This window comes from Aneurinibacillus soli (genome assembly GCF_002355375.1).
Classification (GTDB): domain Bacteria; phylum Bacillota; class Bacilli; order Aneurinibacillales; family Aneurinibacillaceae; genus Aneurinibacillus; species Aneurinibacillus soli.
The window spans coordinates 3,663,454-3,680,658 of sequence record NZ_AP017312.1; the positions used below are offsets into that span (position 1 = coordinate 3,663,454).

Below are 17,205 nucleotides of genomic sequence, written 5' to 3' on the forward strand. Positions count from 1 at the left end.
TAATCTTCCATTTAATAATACAAAGAGCCTATGATCGGAATCATAGGCTCTCATAAGGAAATAAACATCCCTAATTCACAGCTTATTTTCTAACCATTCGATAGCTGGCTGGCATAATCGTACAGTATACGATCGTAACCCCTATAGCTTTGCGTCACTAGATTTCCCTAGTTTTGCCGTTATCGTGATTTTAACAATGATCAATTCGATACAAACGCCCTAAGTAAATAATACTAGATAATCATTAACTTTCAATTATTATTTTTTAATTTGGGTAATATATCACAAATATAATAGGTATTAGATAACAAAAATCGCAACCATTCTACCGCTCAATCACCTGCGCGGTCATCATTGCCTTGCTCACCATCGTTCCCTGATTGTACACTTCCACTTCCACTTTCCCAAACTTCCGGCTCATCTCCAGCACACGCGGACGAATCTCCAACACGCTTTCAATTTGTACCGGCTTCAAGAAATATACCGTAATATTCTCTGGTACCATGTCCCCTTTTTTGAACTGGCGAAGCGCATGACTCCCGCACTCCGACACAAGCGTCGTCAATACCCCACTTGAAATATTCCCAAGATGGTTCGTCATCTGCGGCGTAACCTCGCCCTTGAAATAAATACCGTTCTCGCCTTTTTCTTCATGGAAACGATTCATAATCAAATCTGCAAACGTCTCACCCATCTGCGGCTGCTTCTGGATATACTGCAGTGCCTTCAGCACATCTTGGCGCGTGATGACACCGAGCATTTTGCGGTGGTTATCCACGACCGGTAGCATCTCGATCCCTTCCCACACCATCGTATGGGCAGCCGATGCGACCGAGACACGCGATACGACCGTGATCGGGTTTTTCGACATTACCTTTTCTATCGTCGTTAAATATTCGTGGCCCATCACGTCTTTCGTCGTCACAACGCCCTGTACTTTCATATTCTCATCTACAACCGGGAATCGGCCATGGTCGACAGAAGTGGCCAGACGGTGCCAGTCTGCGACCGTACTTTTTGTAGTTAAGTAGTAAGACCCTTCCAGCGGAATAAGGATGTCTTCAACCATCATAATTTCTTTTTTGATCAGGCGGTCATAAATCGCTCGATTGATCAGCGTCGCTACAGTAAACGTGTCGTAGCTACTTGATATAATCGGGAGCTGTAGCTCATCCGCTAGTTTCTTCACTTCATCACTCGTATCAAAGCCACCTGTAATAAGTACCGCTGCCCCGTGCTGAAGCGATAGCTTGTGCGCCTGATAGCGATTCCCTACAATCAGCAAGCTTCCGGCATCCACATAGCGCATCATTGCTTCGAGCTTCATCGCGCCGATGACAAACTTGTACAGCGTTTTATGAAGACCTTCCCGTCCGCCAAGTACGTGTCCGTCTATAATATTGACGACTTCAGCGAATGTTAGCTTTTCAATATTCTGTTTTTTCTTTTTCTCAATTCGTACCGTGCCAACTCGTTCGATCGTACTAACAAGTCCCTGGTTTTCTGCTTCTTTAATAGCCCGATAGGCAGTCCCTTCACTGACTTCGAGGTCTTTTGCGACCTGCCGGACAGAAATTTTACTGCCAACCTCAAGTTCTTCGATGTGCTGGATGATTTGTTCGTGTTTGGTTGCCATGTGATCACCTTTTTCTGTATCAATCTGTATTACTGTTATTATATCGCTTCAATATAACAATAACAAACACAAAATAAGCCATTCCTTATTAGGATGGCTTACTCTGTTATGGTCATTATACTCCTTGTGTTCTGCCTCGTTCACGGTGTTGTTCTTCCGAAACAGCTGCGGGCGGAGCCCCGATATCACGCCGCTCACGCAGGTGAATGATCTGATACAGATGTGCCCCAATAATAAGAAGTGCGAATCCGAGCCAGATTATACTGAATATGAGAGCGGTTGAATGTCCGTACAGAAGCGGCAGACGTGGCAGACCGTACAATACAATAAAAAACGCGATAATCAAATAACTAATACTGCGGATCAAGTGTCCCATAACGCTCACCTCATAAGCAGTATATGCATGAGGCGTGCCTGTCAGTACAACTTGTCCGCCCTATTTTTTGCCGTGTGCTATCGCCATCAACTGCATCGGATGAGCAGCCAGACAGCGATAAATCCGCATGCCTCGCTCCACAAACTTCGCTTCATACTCTGTCATTACATTGCCTTCTGCATACTCACTTTTGTGCAGATCAAGCGTGATACCGGAGAGTAAGAACATCTCATGTGCAAACTCATTTAGGCTATATTCAAACAATGTTTCATTATCTGTTTTAAGCTGAATGTATCCGTCTGGATTCAACACGTTCTTGTACTTAGAAAGAAAAGAACGATCTGTCAGACGACGCTTGGCATGACGCTTTTTCGGCCATGGATCGCTAAAATTCAAGTAAATACGGTTCACTTCACCCGAGGCGAAGTAGTCTTCGAGATCATTTACATTAATCCAAAGAAAGGAAATATTGGTAAGCCCTTTTTCTTCCGCCTTTTTTACTGCTTGAATCAGAACTTCTTCATGCAGTTCTACCCCAAAGAAGTTAATGTCTGGATTTTGTTCGGCGAGTGTGGTGATGAAGTTACCTTTGCCGGTTCCAAGCTCGATATGGATCGGGTTGTCATTGCCGAAAAATGCGCGCCAGTTTCCTTTATGGTCCGGGCCATTCATCGGTACGAGTTTCGGGTAAGTCGCCATTTCTTCACGCACACCCGGTCTTTTACGTAAACGCATAGTCTAGATCACCTGTTCATACGGATTTTTTCACTGTTCTCTATATTACGTGAAGTACAGAATGGACGCAAGACAGCACCGTCTTTTTTCATCCAAAAAAAAAGACGCCCGAATGTCGGCCGTCAAAGGTAAGAGGTATATTAAAAGGGGGTTTTTCATCACACTTATAAGATACCGTATAAATATTACATCTGTATTACAAAACCGTTACCAAACTATTATATTTCAAAAACTTCCCCTGGTTTAACAACACGACCGCGCATCTTCTTCTCTTCGAGTCGATTTACGAACGTCTCAACATCCTGCTGGATGACCGGAAAAGTGTCATAGTGAACCGGAATAGTAAGTTTAGCCCCAATCCATTCCGATGCCTGAAGGGCATCATCCGGTCCCATCGTGTAGTTATCGCCCATCGGAACAAACGCCACATCAATTTTGTTCCGTTCCCCAATCATTTTCAAGTCACTAAATAGGCCGGTGTCCCCAACATGATACACCGTTTTATCCCCGACTGTGACGAGGAACCCGGCTGGCATACCCGCATACACGATGCGTTGTTCCTCATCAAGCACCAAACCTGAACTATGGAATGCCTGTGTCATTTTAGCGGTAAACCAGCCGAATGAGAAGGACCCTCCAATATTCATACCATGTGTGTTCAAGCCCTGCCAGCTAAGATACGTCGCCAGTTCGTGAATGGCCACAACAGTAGCTCCACACCGCTTCGCAATTGTGATTGTATCCCCAAAATGATCACCATGTGCATGCGTCAGCAAAATGTACTGCACACTAATTTCTTCAGGTTTCACAGCAGCAAGTGAGTTGCCTGTCAGGAACGGATCAATAATCAGTGATTGCCCCTCATGTGTAATCTGTACGCAAGAATGTCCATGATACGTAATTTTCATATTCATTCCCCCATTCTCATTATTTTCCTATCCTCTCATTGTAACAGGCTCTTCCACCACAAACAAATAGAGAGAGTCAATACACCCTCATTCATTACCGTTCATAGGATGAAGAGATGATACATGCACATGTGCACAGAAAAAGAAAGGGTGAGCGGGTCATGTCGCAACTGCTGACGCGTGTACAGCGCGTTTCTGACCAGCAACTTCCCCAGACGATTGATGGCCTGTTCCCGGAATCCATTGCCCGCCAATATGGACTTCGTGGCTCCCAGACATACGAAATCGTCTATGGACTCACACGGACTCGGATGACACTGGCTCCCGGTACTACCTCCTTAACCCTTAAGGAGTCAGCCGCACGTCCCCTGCACCTCGCATTCGGAATGGCGAAGCTTGGTCTGCGGTTTGAACCGGGTGAAAAGCGCTTTGTCATCGGACCGCTTGTTGGTGTACTCATCGCCGGGATGTCACCAGGTCCTGAAGGTCCATTTGGCAATATCACTGATTTTTGCCGCGAAGTGAGCCAGACGTGTCGGACACGCGGCGGAATCGGTTTCGTTTATACACTCAGTGAGGTATCCGCTGAGACGAACAAACTCGAAGGCTGGACGTATCGGGATGGCCGCTGGGTAAAACAACTATTCCCTCTTCCGTACTGCTCCTACAACCGTATCGGTTCACGGCGGATAGAACGCAAAGAAGAAACACAGACACGCCTCAGTATTCTCAAACAAAAGGGCGGGCTCTTCTTTAATGAACAGTTCCTTGACAAGTGGCTCATTCACCAAAAGCTTGCCGTCAACTCAGATGCTTCGCATCTGCTTCCTCATACGACGCTCTACACCGGTGCTTCTGCCCTGCAAGCCATGCTTACACGGCACTCTTATGTATATGTGAAGCCATCAAGTGGGAGTCTCGGGCGTGGGATTATCCGAATTGCATGGAAAAATAATGAATATATCTGCCAGTATGAAACAATAAATGGAGCGGCTACCCGTCATTTCCGGACATTCGCTGCCCTGCATCAGATGCTTAGGCCACGCCTCGCCAAGCACTCCTACTTAATTCAGCAAGGGCTGCACCTGATTCGCTCCCACGGCGGACTCTTGGACTTCCGCGCCCTTGTGCAGAAAGACCGTACAGGTAAATGGGCTATCACATCCATTGTGGGGCGTACTGGTACACGGCAAAGCATTGTTTCCAATGTCGCACGCGGCGGCACCATGCTTCCACTCGTTCGGGCACTTGCCACTTCTACGCTACCGACATCCATGCATGCTACCGTAGCAAGTACAATCCGCCGTCAAGCGCTGACAGTAGCCCACCTGTTTGAACAAAGTATGGGGGGGCACTACGCCGAACTTGGCATCGATATCGCCGTAGAACGCACAGGCCGAGTCTGGCTTCTTGAAGTCAATTCAAAACCATCTAAAACAAATGATGCCGTCGCCAGCACAACTAGTGGCCCACGGCCATCTGTTGTCCGGATTGTCGATTACTGCTTTTATCGGAACGGATTTACGGTGCTTCCAAGAAAGAAAAAAAGCACGGCGTCCAAACGTTCGATACAAAAAAGGAGGACTTCACAATGACAACCCAAAAGGCTACGCCTTATCTTGGGATTCTGGCTACCCCAATCACCCACACTCCACCCTTTCCTGAACGGTCCTACTACGCCTATCTCACACAGGCAGGCCGCAAAATCGGATTACCTGTATATGTAGTGCTGCCAAACAAGATCGATTTTCAGACCAAAACCGTTATTGGCTACCACTATGTAAACAAAAAATGGGAATTGAAGCGTCTTCCGCTTCCCTCTCTTGTGTATGACCGAGTATCCAACCGTAAAAAGTACTTGTCCGCCATCCGCACTCTAAAATCAATCCCATCAGTCACGTTCCTCGGTCACGTGCTTGGTGACAAACTCCGCAATCATAACCATCTGATCCAGCATGCTGGCATCGCTGCCTTTATGCCGCCAACTGAATTGATTACATCCATCCAGGTTGTCAAAAATATGTTCGCTTACCATGATGCTATCGTCATCAAGCCGATGCAGAATTCGCTTGGCATTGGGGTAATGAAACTCACATCAAAAAAAGAAACACACCGAGCAGAAGGCCGGGACTTCCGAAACAAAATTTTTCACCGTACTTTTCCCAGTCGGGCTGCTCTTCTCATGTGGGTGCGCAGCCAGCTAAAAGTAAAAATGATTGCCCAACCGTATTTAACCCTCTCATCACCAGGCGGCGTACCGTTCGACATTCGCGTGCTCGTCCAGAAAAATGGGAGCGGCCAGTGGAATGAAACCGGGCGGGCTGCACGTGCAGGCGTACCAAACGGGCTGACATCGAATTTGTGTGGTGGCGGAAGCGCACATTCCGTCCCAGAATTCCTCAGCAAATATTACAACAGCGAACAGCTCGCCCAAATCGAACGCGACATCAGCTATATCGCACGAGAACTACCGCCATTTCTTGAGAGTCGCCACGGTCGCTTAGTCGAACTCGGCATTGATGTCGGTGTTGATCGCGACGGAAAAGTATGGCTCATTGAGGTCAACTCCAAACCGGGGCGTGCATCATTTCGTCGCATTGAAAACGGTGCCTACTACCGTTCCGTCCGTCTCAGTCCACTAAAATACGCCTACTACCTTAAACACTCCCGCCAAGGTACCGGGTCATGACAGGGGCGCTCACGACCGCCTGGGTATCGATTGACCCGCTGCAGCGGACGTGGCGCCTGCATCTTCCGCCAGGCCGCGTACCGCACGCACTGGCATTAAGCAAAAAACTGACCATTCGGCTAGGCAACTGGAAAAAAACGCTCACCGTTACGCAAAAAAGACCGAGCGCAGCCGTCATTCAAAGCCGTATTCGTATTCACCCACAGTCAGGCAGCACACCATCAATCGGTCCCTTTGTTGGCATTCTAACTGTGGCAGGGAAAGGCTTATTCCGAGGGGTTCAGAGCAACTTCATCGATATTATTGAAGCCGGACGAAAATTCGGGGCGCTCATCTATGTTATTCCAGTTGAGAACATCGACTGGAAAACACTCACGGTACGCGGCTATTTGTATCACAAAACATCCAATAAATGGGTTAAAGAAACTCTTCCAATGCCACACGTTATGTATAACCGAATTCCGAATCGGGCCTATGAAGAGCAAGAACATGTAAAAGCAGCACTAGACCGTCTGGCAGCACTCCCGCAAATTACGCTATACAATCCGCACTTTTTTAATAAGCGACGGCTATTCACTACTTTGCAGCGTGATCCGAACGTATCCAGCTATCTGCCGCAGACTGTTCCCCTCCTGTCCCGTGAATCACTATTTCATATGCTTGACTCGCATGCACTCGTCTATGCAAAGCCGGTCAATGGCATGGCTGGCAAAGGAATCTATCGCCTGCAAAAGAGGAGCCGAACTGATTTTGTTCTGCAGTACCAGCTCAAGAAATCAACAGTAACCCAAATGTTTACCAGTCGGGATATGCTATGGAATTTTCTGTCCCCGCGCCTTACGGGTCCTTACTTGATCCAGCAGGGAATTCATCTCGCGACCTTTCATAACAAACTATTCGATATACGCCTGCTTGCACAGAAAAACGGACACGGAGAGTGGGGCGTGACCGGCATCGGCATTCGTCTAGCGGGCAGCGGCCGCATTACGACACATGTGCCGCGCGGCGGCTCGATTCAGTCACCGTCTGTTATTTTCCCAACTGCCTTTCCTCGTTCCTCTCCGACTGAACTGTTGAAGTCCATTCGGCGAGTTGCTCTGACGATCGCGCACTCCCTCGAAAAAGAGTGGCCGACATTAGGCGAAGTATCCATGGATATCGGAATTGATAAGCAGGAGCGCATCTGGTTTATCGAAGCCAATTCAAAACCGGGGAAATTCGACGAACCCCATATTCGAAAGTTATCCCTACGTCGCACGATTGAATATGCCCAGTACCAGTCCCGTTTTATCCACTCGAAAGGAGGCTTGCGCCGTGTCCATACGCAACCTTGACACAAGCTCACTCGCCCGTAACCGCTACAGACTGATTCGCTTTATCCGCAAAAATGGTGATAAACGCATCACCAGTCAGGCAGTTTACTGGCTTTCTTCCCTTACACCAGAAGCACTCAACCAGGACGGAACGATCATTCTTGTCTATATAGAAAACAAAAAAATACTGGCCCTGCTTGCCACAGCTGATTATGGACGAAGGGAATCGTTTCTCGTTGTACACACGGACGCTCGAGAAAGAGGGCTAGGCAAGCATCTAACAGAGACCGCCATTACCCGACTCGGCAAGCTATACGGAAGGGTTGCACTCGATAACACAGCCAGCCTGAAAACATGCCTATCTGTTGGGATGGTCGGATTCTCCTGTATTACTGGAGTGACAGGTAAACCGACCCTCTGGCTCGGAGCCGGTGACTGGAGGAAGGAGGATATTGAATCCATATGATTCCATCCTCCCATCCCCTCATTGGCATTCTGACACACCGACATGGTTCCTTTTTGGCAGGCAGCTCATACTGTGCACAGCTTACAGAAGTAGCTGCCCGCCACAAGTGTGCACTTGTCGTATACAGTCCGACTGATATCGACGAAGTGCACGGTACCTTGCACGGTTTCCGTTACAACATGCACACAAAAAAATGGGGTCGCGTACAAACACGGGCACCAGATATTGTATATGACCGCTTCAGTTACATGAAGCGGGATGCCCTGCGCACATACAGTGCATATCGTAGCAAAAGTCGGATGCGATACCTCAATAACCGATTCGCTCACAAATGGAACGCACACCGCCATTTCAGCCGCCACCCGGAGCTCGCCCGCCATCTACCTGTGACAGTTCCGCTCGCATCCGGAGCACTTGGGAAGCTCAGCAGACGCTTCCCTCTTTTATATGCCAAACCAGTCAATGGTTCTGGCGGTAAAGGGATTCTACGTATCCGGCGACGCCAGCAACTCTTTGAAATGGTGGGACGCAGCGGCAAAGAGGGTGTAATTCGTCACACCTCTCATTCACTCGAAGCGGCCGAACGATACGTACTGACATGGGCGCAGCAGCAGAAGCAAACATTCGTCCTCCAGCAAGGATTGTCTCTTTCTCTCATCCCCGGCATGATCTGTGACAGCCGGGTGCTTGTCCAGAAGGATGTGTGTGGACAGTGGAGCATAACTGGCATGGTCGGCAAGCAATCCCCTGACCGCCTTGTGACCTCCAACCTGCAAAGCGGAGGAAAGGCAACATCCATGTTAACGCTGCTTACCCGACGGTTTTCAGACGAAAAGGCAAAAGCCATCATGCAAAGTATGCAACATCTTAGCTTGCTGCTTGCCTCTCATATCGAATCCCGATTCGGTAATTTTCTGGAATTCGGCATCGATCTCGGAATTGATACAGAGGGATATATCTGGATTATTGAAGTGAATCCAAAACCAAACCGGGAACTATTCCGCCTCGCCGGACAGCATGACACATACAAACGTGCTATCGAAGCTCCCATTTTATACGCACTATCGGTATTAGAATTGGAAAAACCTGAATAGTCGCTGGCACAAGAAATACTACCTGACTGCCCGCCGCATTATTAACTAGAATCGGCTATATCCAGTTGTACGACATAAGAAAAGGCAGACTCGCTTCATTATCGATGCAAGTCTGCCTTCTTCACTTGTGCCAACTCCGTAAAATATAAAATGATTGACTCTACATGATCCAGCAAAGTCCAGCCCCGTTTCTCCAAATTCGCCTGCTCACGGCGATGAAACGGCTCGCCCTCCTCACGAATAACGCGCTGCCAGTCTGCTAATTGCTTGCGTTCCGCTACAGACAACTGATCCTCAATCGATGTACAAATAAAAGAACGACAGATACCTGTCTTAAATCGGGGATCAAGACCACATCCACGTCCGTCTTCGAAAAACTGACAAACTGCATAGGCCAATCTCTCATCTGTCGCCTGATAGATGGTGCGTGGTGACTGCAGCAGGCGATGATAGCGTTCAGCCGGCGCTTCATCCTCTCCTGCCTGCTTTTCATAAAAAAGCGAATCAATGCGTGCCCCTACAATAATTTCATATTCACATACCGTATTATCTGGATGACGGTACACTTGATTGAGAAAAAAATCAGTCTGGCCAGCTTCGATCATCCGATAGATCTCAAACAATGTAAAAACCGGCTCATAGGCGCAGCATCCGATATGTGGAAGCCTGGGGGCGCGGCGCTGAAAGTGCGGCTCGGGACAATTCCGACAGGTCGCCGACAAAAGCTGCTTGGCTCCTTCGTCCCATTCGAGACACCCGGATGATTTACTCATGACTAGCTCCTCTCCTCCTGTCCACTTGCCGGACAACTTGTATCGGTAGCCATCATATCATCCGCCAAATGTCTCTGACAAGAGTATGACCAATTCCCTCTCAGATAAGAAGCCGAGACTGATGACCGCGCAGCCATGTCTCAAACTCCTCCATGGCAAGTGGACGAGCAACCAGATAGCCCTGAATGACATCACAGCCCATCGCCCTGAGAATATCCCGCTGTTCTTCTGTTTCTACCCCTTCTGCGATAACCGTTAATCCCAGCTCATGTGCCATCGTGATAACGGCCGATACAATGGCCCAGTCTGCCTCTAGTCCTTCCTCATTCGTCCGCATAAATGATTTGTCAATTTTAATCGAATGGATTGGAAGCGTGTGCAAATAGCTAAGCGATGAATACCCCGTTCCAAAGTCATCAATCGAAATATGTACCCCCACTTTTTTCAATTCTTCTAGTGTATAGACGACGTCATGCAGATGATGAATCGCCATTCCTTCTGTGATCTCCAGGTCGAGAAAAACCGGATCAAGCTCACTTCGTTCAAGTATGTCCTGTATGGTATTCAACAGACGATTATCCCGGAACTGGCGGGCAGACAAATTGACAGAAATACGGAATGGACTATATCCTTCCCGCTGCCAACGGCGGGCAGCGCTACATGCTTCTTCAAGCACCCAGGCGCCAAGCGGAACGATTCCCCCTGTCTCTTCCGCAATCGGAATAAACTCGGATGGAAACACCCATCCAAGTTGCGGATGCTGCCAACGCAATAGTGCCTCCACACCAATCAGGTTCCCCGTACGCAGGCAGATTTGTGGCTGATAATACAGCACAAGCTCCTTGTTCTCCATCGCTCGCCGCAAGCTATTCTCAAGCAGCATCGTCCGCGCACTTGTCTCCTTCATATCGCCCGTATAAAAGCAGTATGTATTTTTCCCCTGGTCTTTGGCCCGATACATGGCTGTGTCTGCATTCTTAATCAACGTATCCGCTGTATACCCATCGTCCGGATACAGGCTAATCCCTACACTCGGCGTCACAATTAATTCATGCCCTTCCAACATGAACGGCTTACTGACCGATTGAAGCAAGCAATCGGCCATTTCTTCGATTTCGGCACAAGTCACATTTTCAAGCAGCAGCATAAATTCATCGCCACCCTGCCGTGCTACAAGCTGGCTTGTACCCATACACTCTTTTAGTCGACCGGCGATTGCCCGTATCAGTTCGTCGCCAAAGCGGTGTCCAAGCGAATCATTAATAATTTTGAACCGATCAATATCCAGGAGGAGCACTGCCGTTTTCCGCCCGGAAGAGGTAGAGCGTGCCAGCACTTCTTTAAGAATATTCCGGTATTTACGACTATTCGGAAGCCCTGTCAGTGCATCATGAAGCGCCATATGTTCCATTTTCCGCTCGGCTGATTTTTGCAGTCGCTTCATCAGCTTCTCCATCTGCGATTTCGCCTCGATTGCTTCCTGACGATTATGTTCCGCTGCCTCACGAAGCCCTTCGCTTACCCAGCTGTGGACCATGAGAAAAATCGTCAAACATATGCCGAGCAGGCAGAAGGATATTATATCATATGGAATCAGTTGCCTAAAAATTGGACTATGATCATAAAAGAAGAAAGCACACGTCGCCCCAAACGTCAGCGTACCCGCATATACAATCGGCCAGATCTGCATATAAAGAGAGCTCATCACAAGAGCAAGCCAGAAAAAAATAAATGTTGATAAAGCTGGATGGAAAGCCGTGACAGCCGTACAGAGACTAAACAGGAGGGTAATAGTAACATACATCGTCAGCACAGCATATCGCGGGCGACGACTTAATAAGAACGGGATAAGCCCACATACGAGTCCACCAGGGAGCAAAATCCCTACTGTACTAGCATCGGCACCAAATGCCGTAATACTAGACAGCAGCCAGAATCCCCAGATAAGTTTGGTTATAAGCAAATTGCGCTGGTGGATGCGCACAGCACGACCTTTATCCATTATCCTCCTCCTATTCCTTTTTCATCATACTACATTTAATAGCTATTCGGGCCAAATCATGACAAAAAAAGTCTGCGTGACAGGGGACGTCCCCAGACACGCAGACTTTTGCTACTTACTATATTTGGTTTCGCAGTTCGTTCACGAATGCTTCTAACCGATTAAGTCCTTCTTCCAGCACCTCAAGTGCATACGCATATGAAATCCGGATGTATCCTTCTCCATATGTGGAGAACGCATCACCCGGTACCGCCGCCACCCGCTTCTCTTCGAGCAGGCGCGATGCAAATTCAAACGATGGCAACCCAAATTCCTGAATGGATGGAAATACATAAAAAGCAGCGGTCGGTACAACCGGAGCCAATCCCATTTGTGTAAGCCGCTCACATACATAACGGCGACGCTTATCGTACTCTTCTTTCATGATGTCCGCATCATTTCGTCCCTCGGTCAGTGCGTCTAGTGCTGCATACTGGCTAATTGAGCTAGCACATGTCGCATTATACTGATGCACCTTCAGCATCTGCTCGCTAATATACGCTGGGGCAAATGTAAATCCGATTCGCCAGCCCGTCATTGAATGCGACTTCGACAACCCATTGATGACAATTGTTTTCTCATGCAATGCCGGATACGAAGCAAGCGAACGATGTGTACCTTCATAGATCAATTCACTGTAGATCTCATCCGACAACACGAACACATCCTGATCTGCCAAGAGCTCCGCAATCTCGGTTAGCGCCTGCTCATCAAGTGTACAACCAGTTGGATTAGATGGGTACGGCAGAATGACACAGCGAGTATTCACCGTCAGCTTCTGTGCGATTTTATCCGCTGTCATTTTGAAATCTGAATCCGTTGTATCGACGTAAACCGGAGTTGCTCCGCACAGGCGAATAATCGGCTCGTAACCCGGATACACGGGAGCTGGCAGAATAACTTCGCATCCTTCTGTCAGAATCGTGCGCAGTACGATGTCAATCGCTTCGCTTGCGCCATTCGTCGTGATGACTTCTGTCGCTGGATCGTATGTAAGACCGTATTTTTCCTCCATAAAGGCACTTGCCGCCTCGCGCAGTGCCAATAGGCCCGCATTCGGTGTATACGTGGTTCGATTTTCATCAATCGCTCGTTTTCCTGCTTCTTTAATATGATCCGGTGTCGCAAAATCCGGCTGTCCAATGGTCAGGGATACCGCATCGGGATACTGTGCGACCCGGTTAAAAAATGTACGAATGCCCGAAATTCGAATATCGCGCACCCGTGGATTCAGCAAATGCTTCATCTCTTGCTTCCTTCCTTTCAAGTCAAGCTTTTTGTGAAAAGTATAGCACGATTGCGACAATTTAGCAGATAAAACAGCGGTACGTGCTAATATTCCTCTGCTAACACAACTGATTCTCCTGTTTTAATTGCTGGAGAACAAGCTTGTCGGTTGGAAACGCAAGCTCTGGAAGCTCGTCATATCCGAAGAAGCCGACCGCATCCAGGTCATCTCCTGCTGCCAGTTCTCCACCCGCTTCTTCCGCCATAAACCAGATGCCAACGGTATGCTGGTTCGGATTATGAAAGTTCGAATGCACCGTATATACTCCACGAATTGTAATGAAAAGCCCAGTCTCCTCCGCAAATTCGCGGCGGGCTGCCTCATACACATCCTCATCCCATTCTACATAGCCGCATGGAATGCACCATTTGCCCTCGTACACACCACCGATACGACGGCCCAGAAGAATTTTTTTATCCCGCATGATAATGGCTGCCACTCCGACTGCTGGGTTCTGGTAGAAAACAAACCCACAAGCTGTACAGTACGGTTTCGTCTCATCTTTGGCTTCGTTTAGCTCCAGATGTCCACCACATTTTGGACAAAAAGAATACCTCATCTCCACCGTTCCTTTCTTGTCTTCCTCTACAAAAAAAAGTATGGTAAAAACAGAATACCATACGAAAGGGGAATTGTTCTGTGAAGATAATCAGCGCTTGCTTACTCGGATGTGAATGTCGGTATGACGGCAGACATAATCGCGTAGAGAAAATAGAAGAATGGCTTCGCAAAGGAGAAGCCATTCCTGTCTGCCCGGAACAACTGGGTGGTCTGTCTACCCCACGCCTTCCGGCAGAAATCGTCGGTGGCGATGGATTTGACGTACTGGATGGCCATGCACGTGTGATTGACAATGAAGGCAATGATGTAACCAAAGAATTTATCCATGGTGCCGAGCAGACGCTTCGCATAGCCCAAACAGCTAAAGCCAGCGCCGCTATTCTAAAAGAACGAAGTCCTTCATGCGGCAGCACCCTGATTTATAACGGTACCTTCTCCAAAGAAAAGCGCTCAGGCCCAGGCGTTACCGCCGCACTTCTTACGCGCCACGGCATTTCTGTCTCCTCTGAAGAGACAACCTAGCGGAAAGCAAGCAACACGAGACCCGCAAACACAAGTAGATTCGCCGTTTCTGTCAACCCGACTGTTTTAATTGACAGTTCTCTACCGGGCATCACATACGCACGCACAAGGCTGGGGACGTAGGCGATGGCAAGGAATATAAATCCGGCTGTCGCCAGCGTCAACGGCACAGCGATGTGATACATCCATGACAGCAAGCGAAACACTTGATTTCCTCGCTTCCGAATCATCGTTTTCACAAAAAAGATACTGCCCAGAAAAAAGAGCACGAATACAAACCACAACATGAAAGCACGCTGATCGTACGATCCACCTGTCCCAATTACATACGCTGCTGGTCCACCCAGGCATAGCGCTGCAACCGCCGCACAATCATTTCCGAAAGCTCGCTCATCATTGCGACGTGCATACCACACATTAACCGCAAACATCGGCACCATCACCACCCCGCATAAAAAAAGCTGCGGTCTCACCGCAAGCGGGATTGCTAACAAGGCTATAGCTCCTACAGCATATCCTCCTGCCCACCTGAGATACATATGTCGACGCCGCTTTGTCTTAAGTGCAAGAAGAAACGAATAAGTAGCAAGATACAACAATACCCAGCCGACTAACGCTGGTAGGTGCCATATCTGCCAGCCACCAAGGCCAGCGCCTACTACAAAAGGAACGAACAGCATCCCCCAGGCACCATGTTGTTTAGGGATAATCCATTTCACGTATCTTCACCCCATTTCCATACAAGCTATATCGGTTTTATTATACGGGGTGGTGGCACCAGTGCCTGTGACATCGATCATACATCTTCTCTACTTCTACACAAAAAACCAGCGCACATAGCGCTGGCTTCCTATCAAAAAAATTATCGACTTTTCACAAGCAGTTCAACTGCTTCTTTAATTACATGATCAGGATCATTCCCCTTCTCAATCTCCATGCGAATACATGATTCCATATTCGTCGCAACAACCAATCCGACAGCGCGATCCACAGCAGAACGAATAGCAGTCAATTGGGTGACAACATCGCGGCAGTCTTTCTGCTGCTCCATCATGCTCAACACCCCACGGATCTGCCCTTCAATACGGCGAAGACGGTTTCTGACAGCATCATTATATTCCATCTGTTATCACCTCAACGTAAAATAGGGTACATTTATCGTACCCCGTTAGGTATGAAATGTAAACAGGAAATAAAATAGTGGATAAATACTCCATTTCTGCCTTGCTGAAGGACACCACCCCATCGAGCCTGAGCCACTTGTAACACTACGTCCTAAAAACGGGATTCGCATGAAAATCACTCGGCTCTAACGTTATACCACACAAAGTAAAAAGCAGCCACAGAATGGCTGCTTTTACTACTGTTATTGTATGTTGCGTAACGCTGATATAAGTGCATTTCGAGTGACAGCCCGATTCGTTCCCGATTTCTCACGCAAAAGCACGAGCGGAACACGTAAATGCTGATTAAACATCCGTAGTTCCTCATCAATAGCCTTCACCGTTCGCGGTACATCTACCTGCATGTCTTTTCGGGCGGCAGCCACTTCAACTGCGCCTCCCTCTGCCATTCGTTTCGAATCCTGCTGCCCCACATTTCGGCTGATCCTGGTTATGATCGCTTCCAACGCTTTCTCATCGTACGTTACATAAAACGAAATACCTAGCGGAGGTGCATCTCCCTGCCATTTCTGCCAAAGCCCTGCCATTGTCCGTTCACGTGAAACGGCCTGCGCCTTCTTCATCGTCGCATCCATATCGTACGAAAGGTTGATCGCTTTTTTATCGATCGGAAATACACGATCCCCAATCGTTACCTGTAGCGGAATGTGGTCAATTGTATAAATAACATCTTCAAGCCGCCGCTGTGCCTCCACATACGTCAGTCCTCCGATTGTAATGCCAGCAACTTTCATTTCTTCCGGAAATCGCTGCTCTTTCCACTCTTCTGTCAGAAAAAGCGAGAGGATACTGAATACAATTGTCTGCAAAAAAAGCAAGGCGAGAACGACCGAAAACTGCCGCATATACTGTCCAATCTTCATCTTGCCTCACCATTACCTTTAATTTTTCTATCCTACAATACTGCACTATGAAAGTTTTAAAGTTAACTCGACTACTTTACTTCGACCCATTTGCCGAGCCCGTGTAGCAAGCTCTTCCGTTACTTTCTCCCCTTCAGCTCCGAGCAAGTTGCCTTCTTCATCATACAAATCCTCTGCAAGCGTACGGCCAATCAAAGGCGCCGTATCGAGCTCTTCTTCCTCTACTTCCGCCACCACTTCTTCTACTTCCGGCAGCTGGACAAACTCATCAAGGGACATCATCTGCTTGACGCCATCTTCTGTCACAACCATAATGTCGCGACCGAATGTCACCACGAATTCTTGCGGCATGACCTTCGCTTCTCCAGCTGGATCTTCAACCACACAGCCGACAATTTTACCGGTCTCTTCTTCAATGTAATACTCCGTTACCTGGCCAAGAAAACGGCCCTTCTTGGTAATAATGCGAGTGCCTCGAATCTGAATATTCTTAGACAGCAGATCATTCGCAATCGGAATTTCTGCCAGATCAATAACAGCTGAATCATTCTCAACTGTGACGGCATAATCGCCAATTCCTTCTACACGACGATACGGAATCGCTTTAATGCCGAATTCCCAGTGATCATTCTGCACGATGAGGAATTCTACACCAGCCCGTTCCGGGTTAATGACAATATTTTTCACACTGCCGATCTCTTGTCCGTCCATGATACTAAAAATCGGCATTCCAAGAATCTCCTGACTTTGCTTCAT

At 48.0% G+C, this 17,205-nt stretch carries 18 protein-coding genes and 1 riboswitch; of the genes, 6 read left to right on the forward strand and 12 right to left on the reverse strand.

Annotated features, from left to right (window positions below; translation table 11 throughout):
- Positions 1 to 96 precede the first annotated feature (96 nt).
- Positions 97 to 188: riboswitch (cyclic di-GMP riboswitch) on the reverse strand.
- A gap of 137 nt (positions 189 to 325) precedes the next feature.
- From CB4_RS18495 to CB4_RS18510, 4 genes are all read right to left on the reverse strand, one after another.
- Positions 326 to 1,636 carry a DRTGG domain-containing protein gene (locus CB4_RS18495; RefSeq protein ID WP_096467207.1) on the reverse strand — a complete coding sequence of 437 codons (1,311 nt, stop codon included), beginning with the start codon at positions 1,634 to 1,636 and terminating at the stop codon, positions 326 to 328.
- 115 nt (positions 1,637 to 1,751) lie between these two features.
- Complete coding sequence (locus CB4_RS18500) at positions 1,752 to 2,012, reverse strand: hypothetical protein (RefSeq protein ID WP_096467208.1); 261 nt, start codon at positions 2,010 to 2,012, stop codon at positions 1,752 to 1,754.
- A gap of 60 nt (positions 2,013 to 2,072) precedes the next feature.
- The gene (gene trmB / locus CB4_RS18505; protein WP_096467209.1) at positions 2,073 to 2,747 is read right to left on the reverse strand and encodes a tRNA (guanosine(46)-N7)-methyltransferase TrmB; all 675 of its coding nucleotides are present in this window, start codon (positions 2,745 to 2,747) and stop codon (positions 2,073 to 2,075) included.
- A gap of 218 nt (positions 2,748 to 2,965) precedes the next feature.
- Positions 2,966 to 3,655, reverse strand: coding sequence for a metal-dependent hydrolase (locus CB4_RS18510; protein ID WP_096467210.1), 690 nt, complete (start codon positions 3,653 to 3,655; stop codon positions 2,966 to 2,968).
- A 161-nt stretch (positions 3,656 to 3,816) separates the two neighbouring features.
- On the opposite strand from CB4_RS18510, the gene CB4_RS18515 reads away from it, so the two are divergent.
- The 5 genes from CB4_RS18515 to CB4_RS18535 are packed head-to-tail and all read left to right on the forward strand — an operon-like array spanning position 3,817 to position 9,217.
- Positions 3,817 to 5,250, forward strand: a complete 1,434-nt coding sequence (locus CB4_RS18515; RefSeq protein ID WP_157738060.1) for a YheC/YheD family endospore coat-associated protein — start codon at positions 3,817 to 3,819, stop codon at positions 5,248 to 5,250.
- Positions 5,247 to 6,344, forward strand: coding sequence for a YheC/YheD family endospore coat-associated protein (locus CB4_RS18520; protein ID WP_096467212.1), 1,098 nt, complete (start codon positions 5,247 to 5,249; stop codon positions 6,342 to 6,344). The genes CB4_RS18515 and CB4_RS18520 overlap by 4 nt, the downstream gene beginning before the upstream one ends.
- Positions 6,341 to 7,678, forward strand: coding sequence for a YheC/YheD family endospore coat-associated protein (locus tag CB4_RS18525; protein ID WP_096467213.1), 1,338 nt, complete (start codon positions 6,341 to 6,343; stop codon positions 7,676 to 7,678). Before CB4_RS18520 ends, CB4_RS18525 begins: the two co-directional genes overlap by 4 nt.
- Positions 7,659 to 8,123 carry a GNAT family N-acetyltransferase gene (locus tag CB4_RS18530; protein ID WP_096467214.1) on the forward strand — a complete coding sequence of 155 codons (465 nt, stop codon included), beginning with the start codon at positions 7,659 to 7,661 and terminating at the stop codon, positions 8,121 to 8,123. Before CB4_RS18525 ends, CB4_RS18530 begins: the two co-directional genes overlap by 20 nt.
- A complete protein-coding gene (locus CB4_RS18535; RefSeq protein ID WP_096467215.1) occupies positions 8,120 to 9,217 on the forward strand; it encodes a YheC/YheD family endospore coat-associated protein in 1,098 nt (365 codons plus the stop codon). Before CB4_RS18530 ends, CB4_RS18535 begins: the two co-directional genes overlap by 4 nt.
- Positions 9,218 to 9,315: 98 nt before the next feature.
- Here the strand turns inward: CB4_RS18535 and CB4_RS18540 are convergent, their stop codons facing one another.
- The 4 genes from CB4_RS18540 to CB4_RS18555 form a co-directional block, all read right to left on the reverse strand.
- Positions 9,316 to 9,990: a hypothetical protein gene (locus tag CB4_RS18540; protein WP_096467216.1), complete on the reverse strand. Its 675-nt coding sequence runs from the start codon at positions 9,988 to 9,990 to the stop codon at positions 9,316 to 9,318.
- Between the two features lie 100 nt (positions 9,991 to 10,090).
- Positions 10,091 to 11,992 (reverse strand): putative bifunctional diguanylate cyclase/phosphodiesterase, encoded by a 1,902-nt coding sequence (locus CB4_RS18545; protein ID WP_096467217.1) that lies wholly within the window; start codon positions 11,990 to 11,992, stop codon positions 10,091 to 10,093.
- Between the two features lie 118 nt (positions 11,993 to 12,110).
- The gene (locus tag CB4_RS18550) at positions 12,111 to 13,277 is read right to left on the reverse strand and encodes an aminotransferase A (RefSeq protein ID WP_096467218.1); all 1,167 of its coding nucleotides are present in this window, start codon (positions 13,275 to 13,277) and stop codon (positions 12,111 to 12,113) included.
- A gap of 100 nt (positions 13,278 to 13,377) precedes the next feature.
- On the reverse strand, positions 13,378 to 13,878 hold the full coding sequence (locus CB4_RS18555; RefSeq protein ID WP_096467219.1) for an NUDIX hydrolase: 501 nt from the start codon (positions 13,876 to 13,878) through the stop codon (positions 13,378 to 13,380).
- An 80-nt stretch (positions 13,879 to 13,958) separates the two neighbouring features.
- Between CB4_RS18555 and CB4_RS18560 the strand changes: the two genes are divergently transcribed.
- On the forward strand, positions 13,959 to 14,402 hold the full coding sequence (locus CB4_RS18560; protein WP_096467220.1) for a 2-thiouracil desulfurase family protein: 444 nt from the start codon (positions 13,959 to 13,961) through the stop codon (positions 14,400 to 14,402).
- On the opposite strand, the gene CB4_RS18565 is transcribed toward CB4_RS18560, so the two are convergent.
- The 4 genes from CB4_RS18565 to CB4_RS18580 all read right to left on the reverse strand — a co-directional run bounded on the left by CB4_RS18565 (position 14,399) and on the right by CB4_RS18580 (position 17,205).
- Positions 14,399 to 15,121, reverse strand: coding sequence for a YwiC-like family protein (locus CB4_RS18565; RefSeq protein WP_096467221.1), 723 nt, complete (start codon positions 15,119 to 15,121; stop codon positions 14,399 to 14,401). The genes CB4_RS18560 and CB4_RS18565 overlap by 4 nt on opposite strands.
- 143 nt (positions 15,122 to 15,264) lie before the next feature.
- Positions 15,265 to 15,525: a metal-sensitive transcriptional regulator gene (locus CB4_RS18570; RefSeq protein WP_096467222.1), complete on the reverse strand. Its 261-nt coding sequence runs from the start codon at positions 15,523 to 15,525 to the stop codon at positions 15,265 to 15,267.
- A 243-nt stretch (positions 15,526 to 15,768) separates the two neighbouring features.
- Positions 15,769 to 16,449, reverse strand: a complete 681-nt coding sequence (locus CB4_RS18575; protein WP_096467223.1) for a peptidoglycan binding domain-containing protein — start codon at positions 16,447 to 16,449, stop codon at positions 15,769 to 15,771.
- A gap of 45 nt (positions 16,450 to 16,494) precedes the next feature.
- Positions 16,495 to 17,205: a PRC-barrel domain-containing protein gene (locus CB4_RS18580; RefSeq protein WP_096467224.1), complete on the reverse strand. Its 711-nt coding sequence runs from the start codon at positions 17,203 to 17,205 to the stop codon at positions 16,495 to 16,497.

Coding starts and splice junctions, on each gene's coding strand:
- CB4_RS18570 (WP_096467222.1), bottom strand. CDS start 15,525: ATGGAATATAATGATGCTGTCAGAAACCGTCTTCGCCGTATTGAAGGG.
- CB4_RS18515 (WP_157738060.1), top strand. CDS start 3,817: ATGTCGCAACTGCTGACGCGTGTACAGCGCGTTTCTGACCAGCAACTT.
- CB4_RS18575 (WP_096467223.1), bottom strand. CDS start 16,449: ATGAAGATTGGACAGTATATGCGGCAGTTTTCGGTCGTTCTCGCCTTG.
- CB4_RS18555 (WP_096467219.1), bottom strand. CDS start 13,878: ATGAGGTATTCTTTTTGTCCAAAATGTGGTGGACATCTGGAGCTAAAC.
- CB4_RS18520 (WP_096467212.1), top strand. CDS start 5,247: ATGACAACCCAAAAGGCTACGCCTTATCTTGGGATTCTGGCTACCCCA.
- CB4_RS18535 (WP_096467215.1), top strand. CDS start 8,120: ATGATTCCATCCTCCCATCCCCTCATTGGCATTCTGACACACCGACAT.
- CB4_RS18500 (WP_096467208.1), bottom strand. CDS start 2,012: ATGGGACACTTGATCCGCAGTATTAGTTATTTGATTATCGCGTTTTTT.
- CB4_RS18495 (WP_096467207.1), bottom strand. CDS start 1,636: ATGGCAACCAAACACGAACAAATCATCCAGCACATCGAAGAACTTGAG.
- CB4_RS18525 (WP_096467213.1), top strand. CDS start 6,341: ATGACAGGGGCGCTCACGACCGCCTGGGTATCGATTGACCCGCTGCAG.
- CB4_RS18510 (WP_096467210.1), bottom strand. CDS start 3,655: ATGAAAATTACGTATCATGGACATTCTTGCGTACAGATTACACATGAG.
- trmB (WP_096467209.1), bottom strand. CDS start 2,747: ATGCGTTTACGTAAAAGACCGGGTGTGCGTGAAGAAATGGCGACTTAC.
- CB4_RS18550 (WP_096467218.1), bottom strand. CDS start 13,277: ATGAAGCATTTGCTGAATCCACGGGTGCGCGATATTCGAATTTCGGGC.
- CB4_RS18580 (WP_096467224.1), bottom strand. CDS start 17,205: ATGAAGCAAAGTCAGGAGATTCTTGGAATGCCGATTTTTAGTATCATG.
- CB4_RS18540 (WP_096467216.1), bottom strand. CDS start 9,990: ATGAGTAAATCATCCGGGTGTCTCGAATGGGACGAAGGAGCCAAGCAG.
- CB4_RS18545 (WP_096467217.1), bottom strand. CDS start 11,992: ATGGATAAAGGTCGTGCTGTGCGCATCCACCAGCGCAATTTGCTTATA.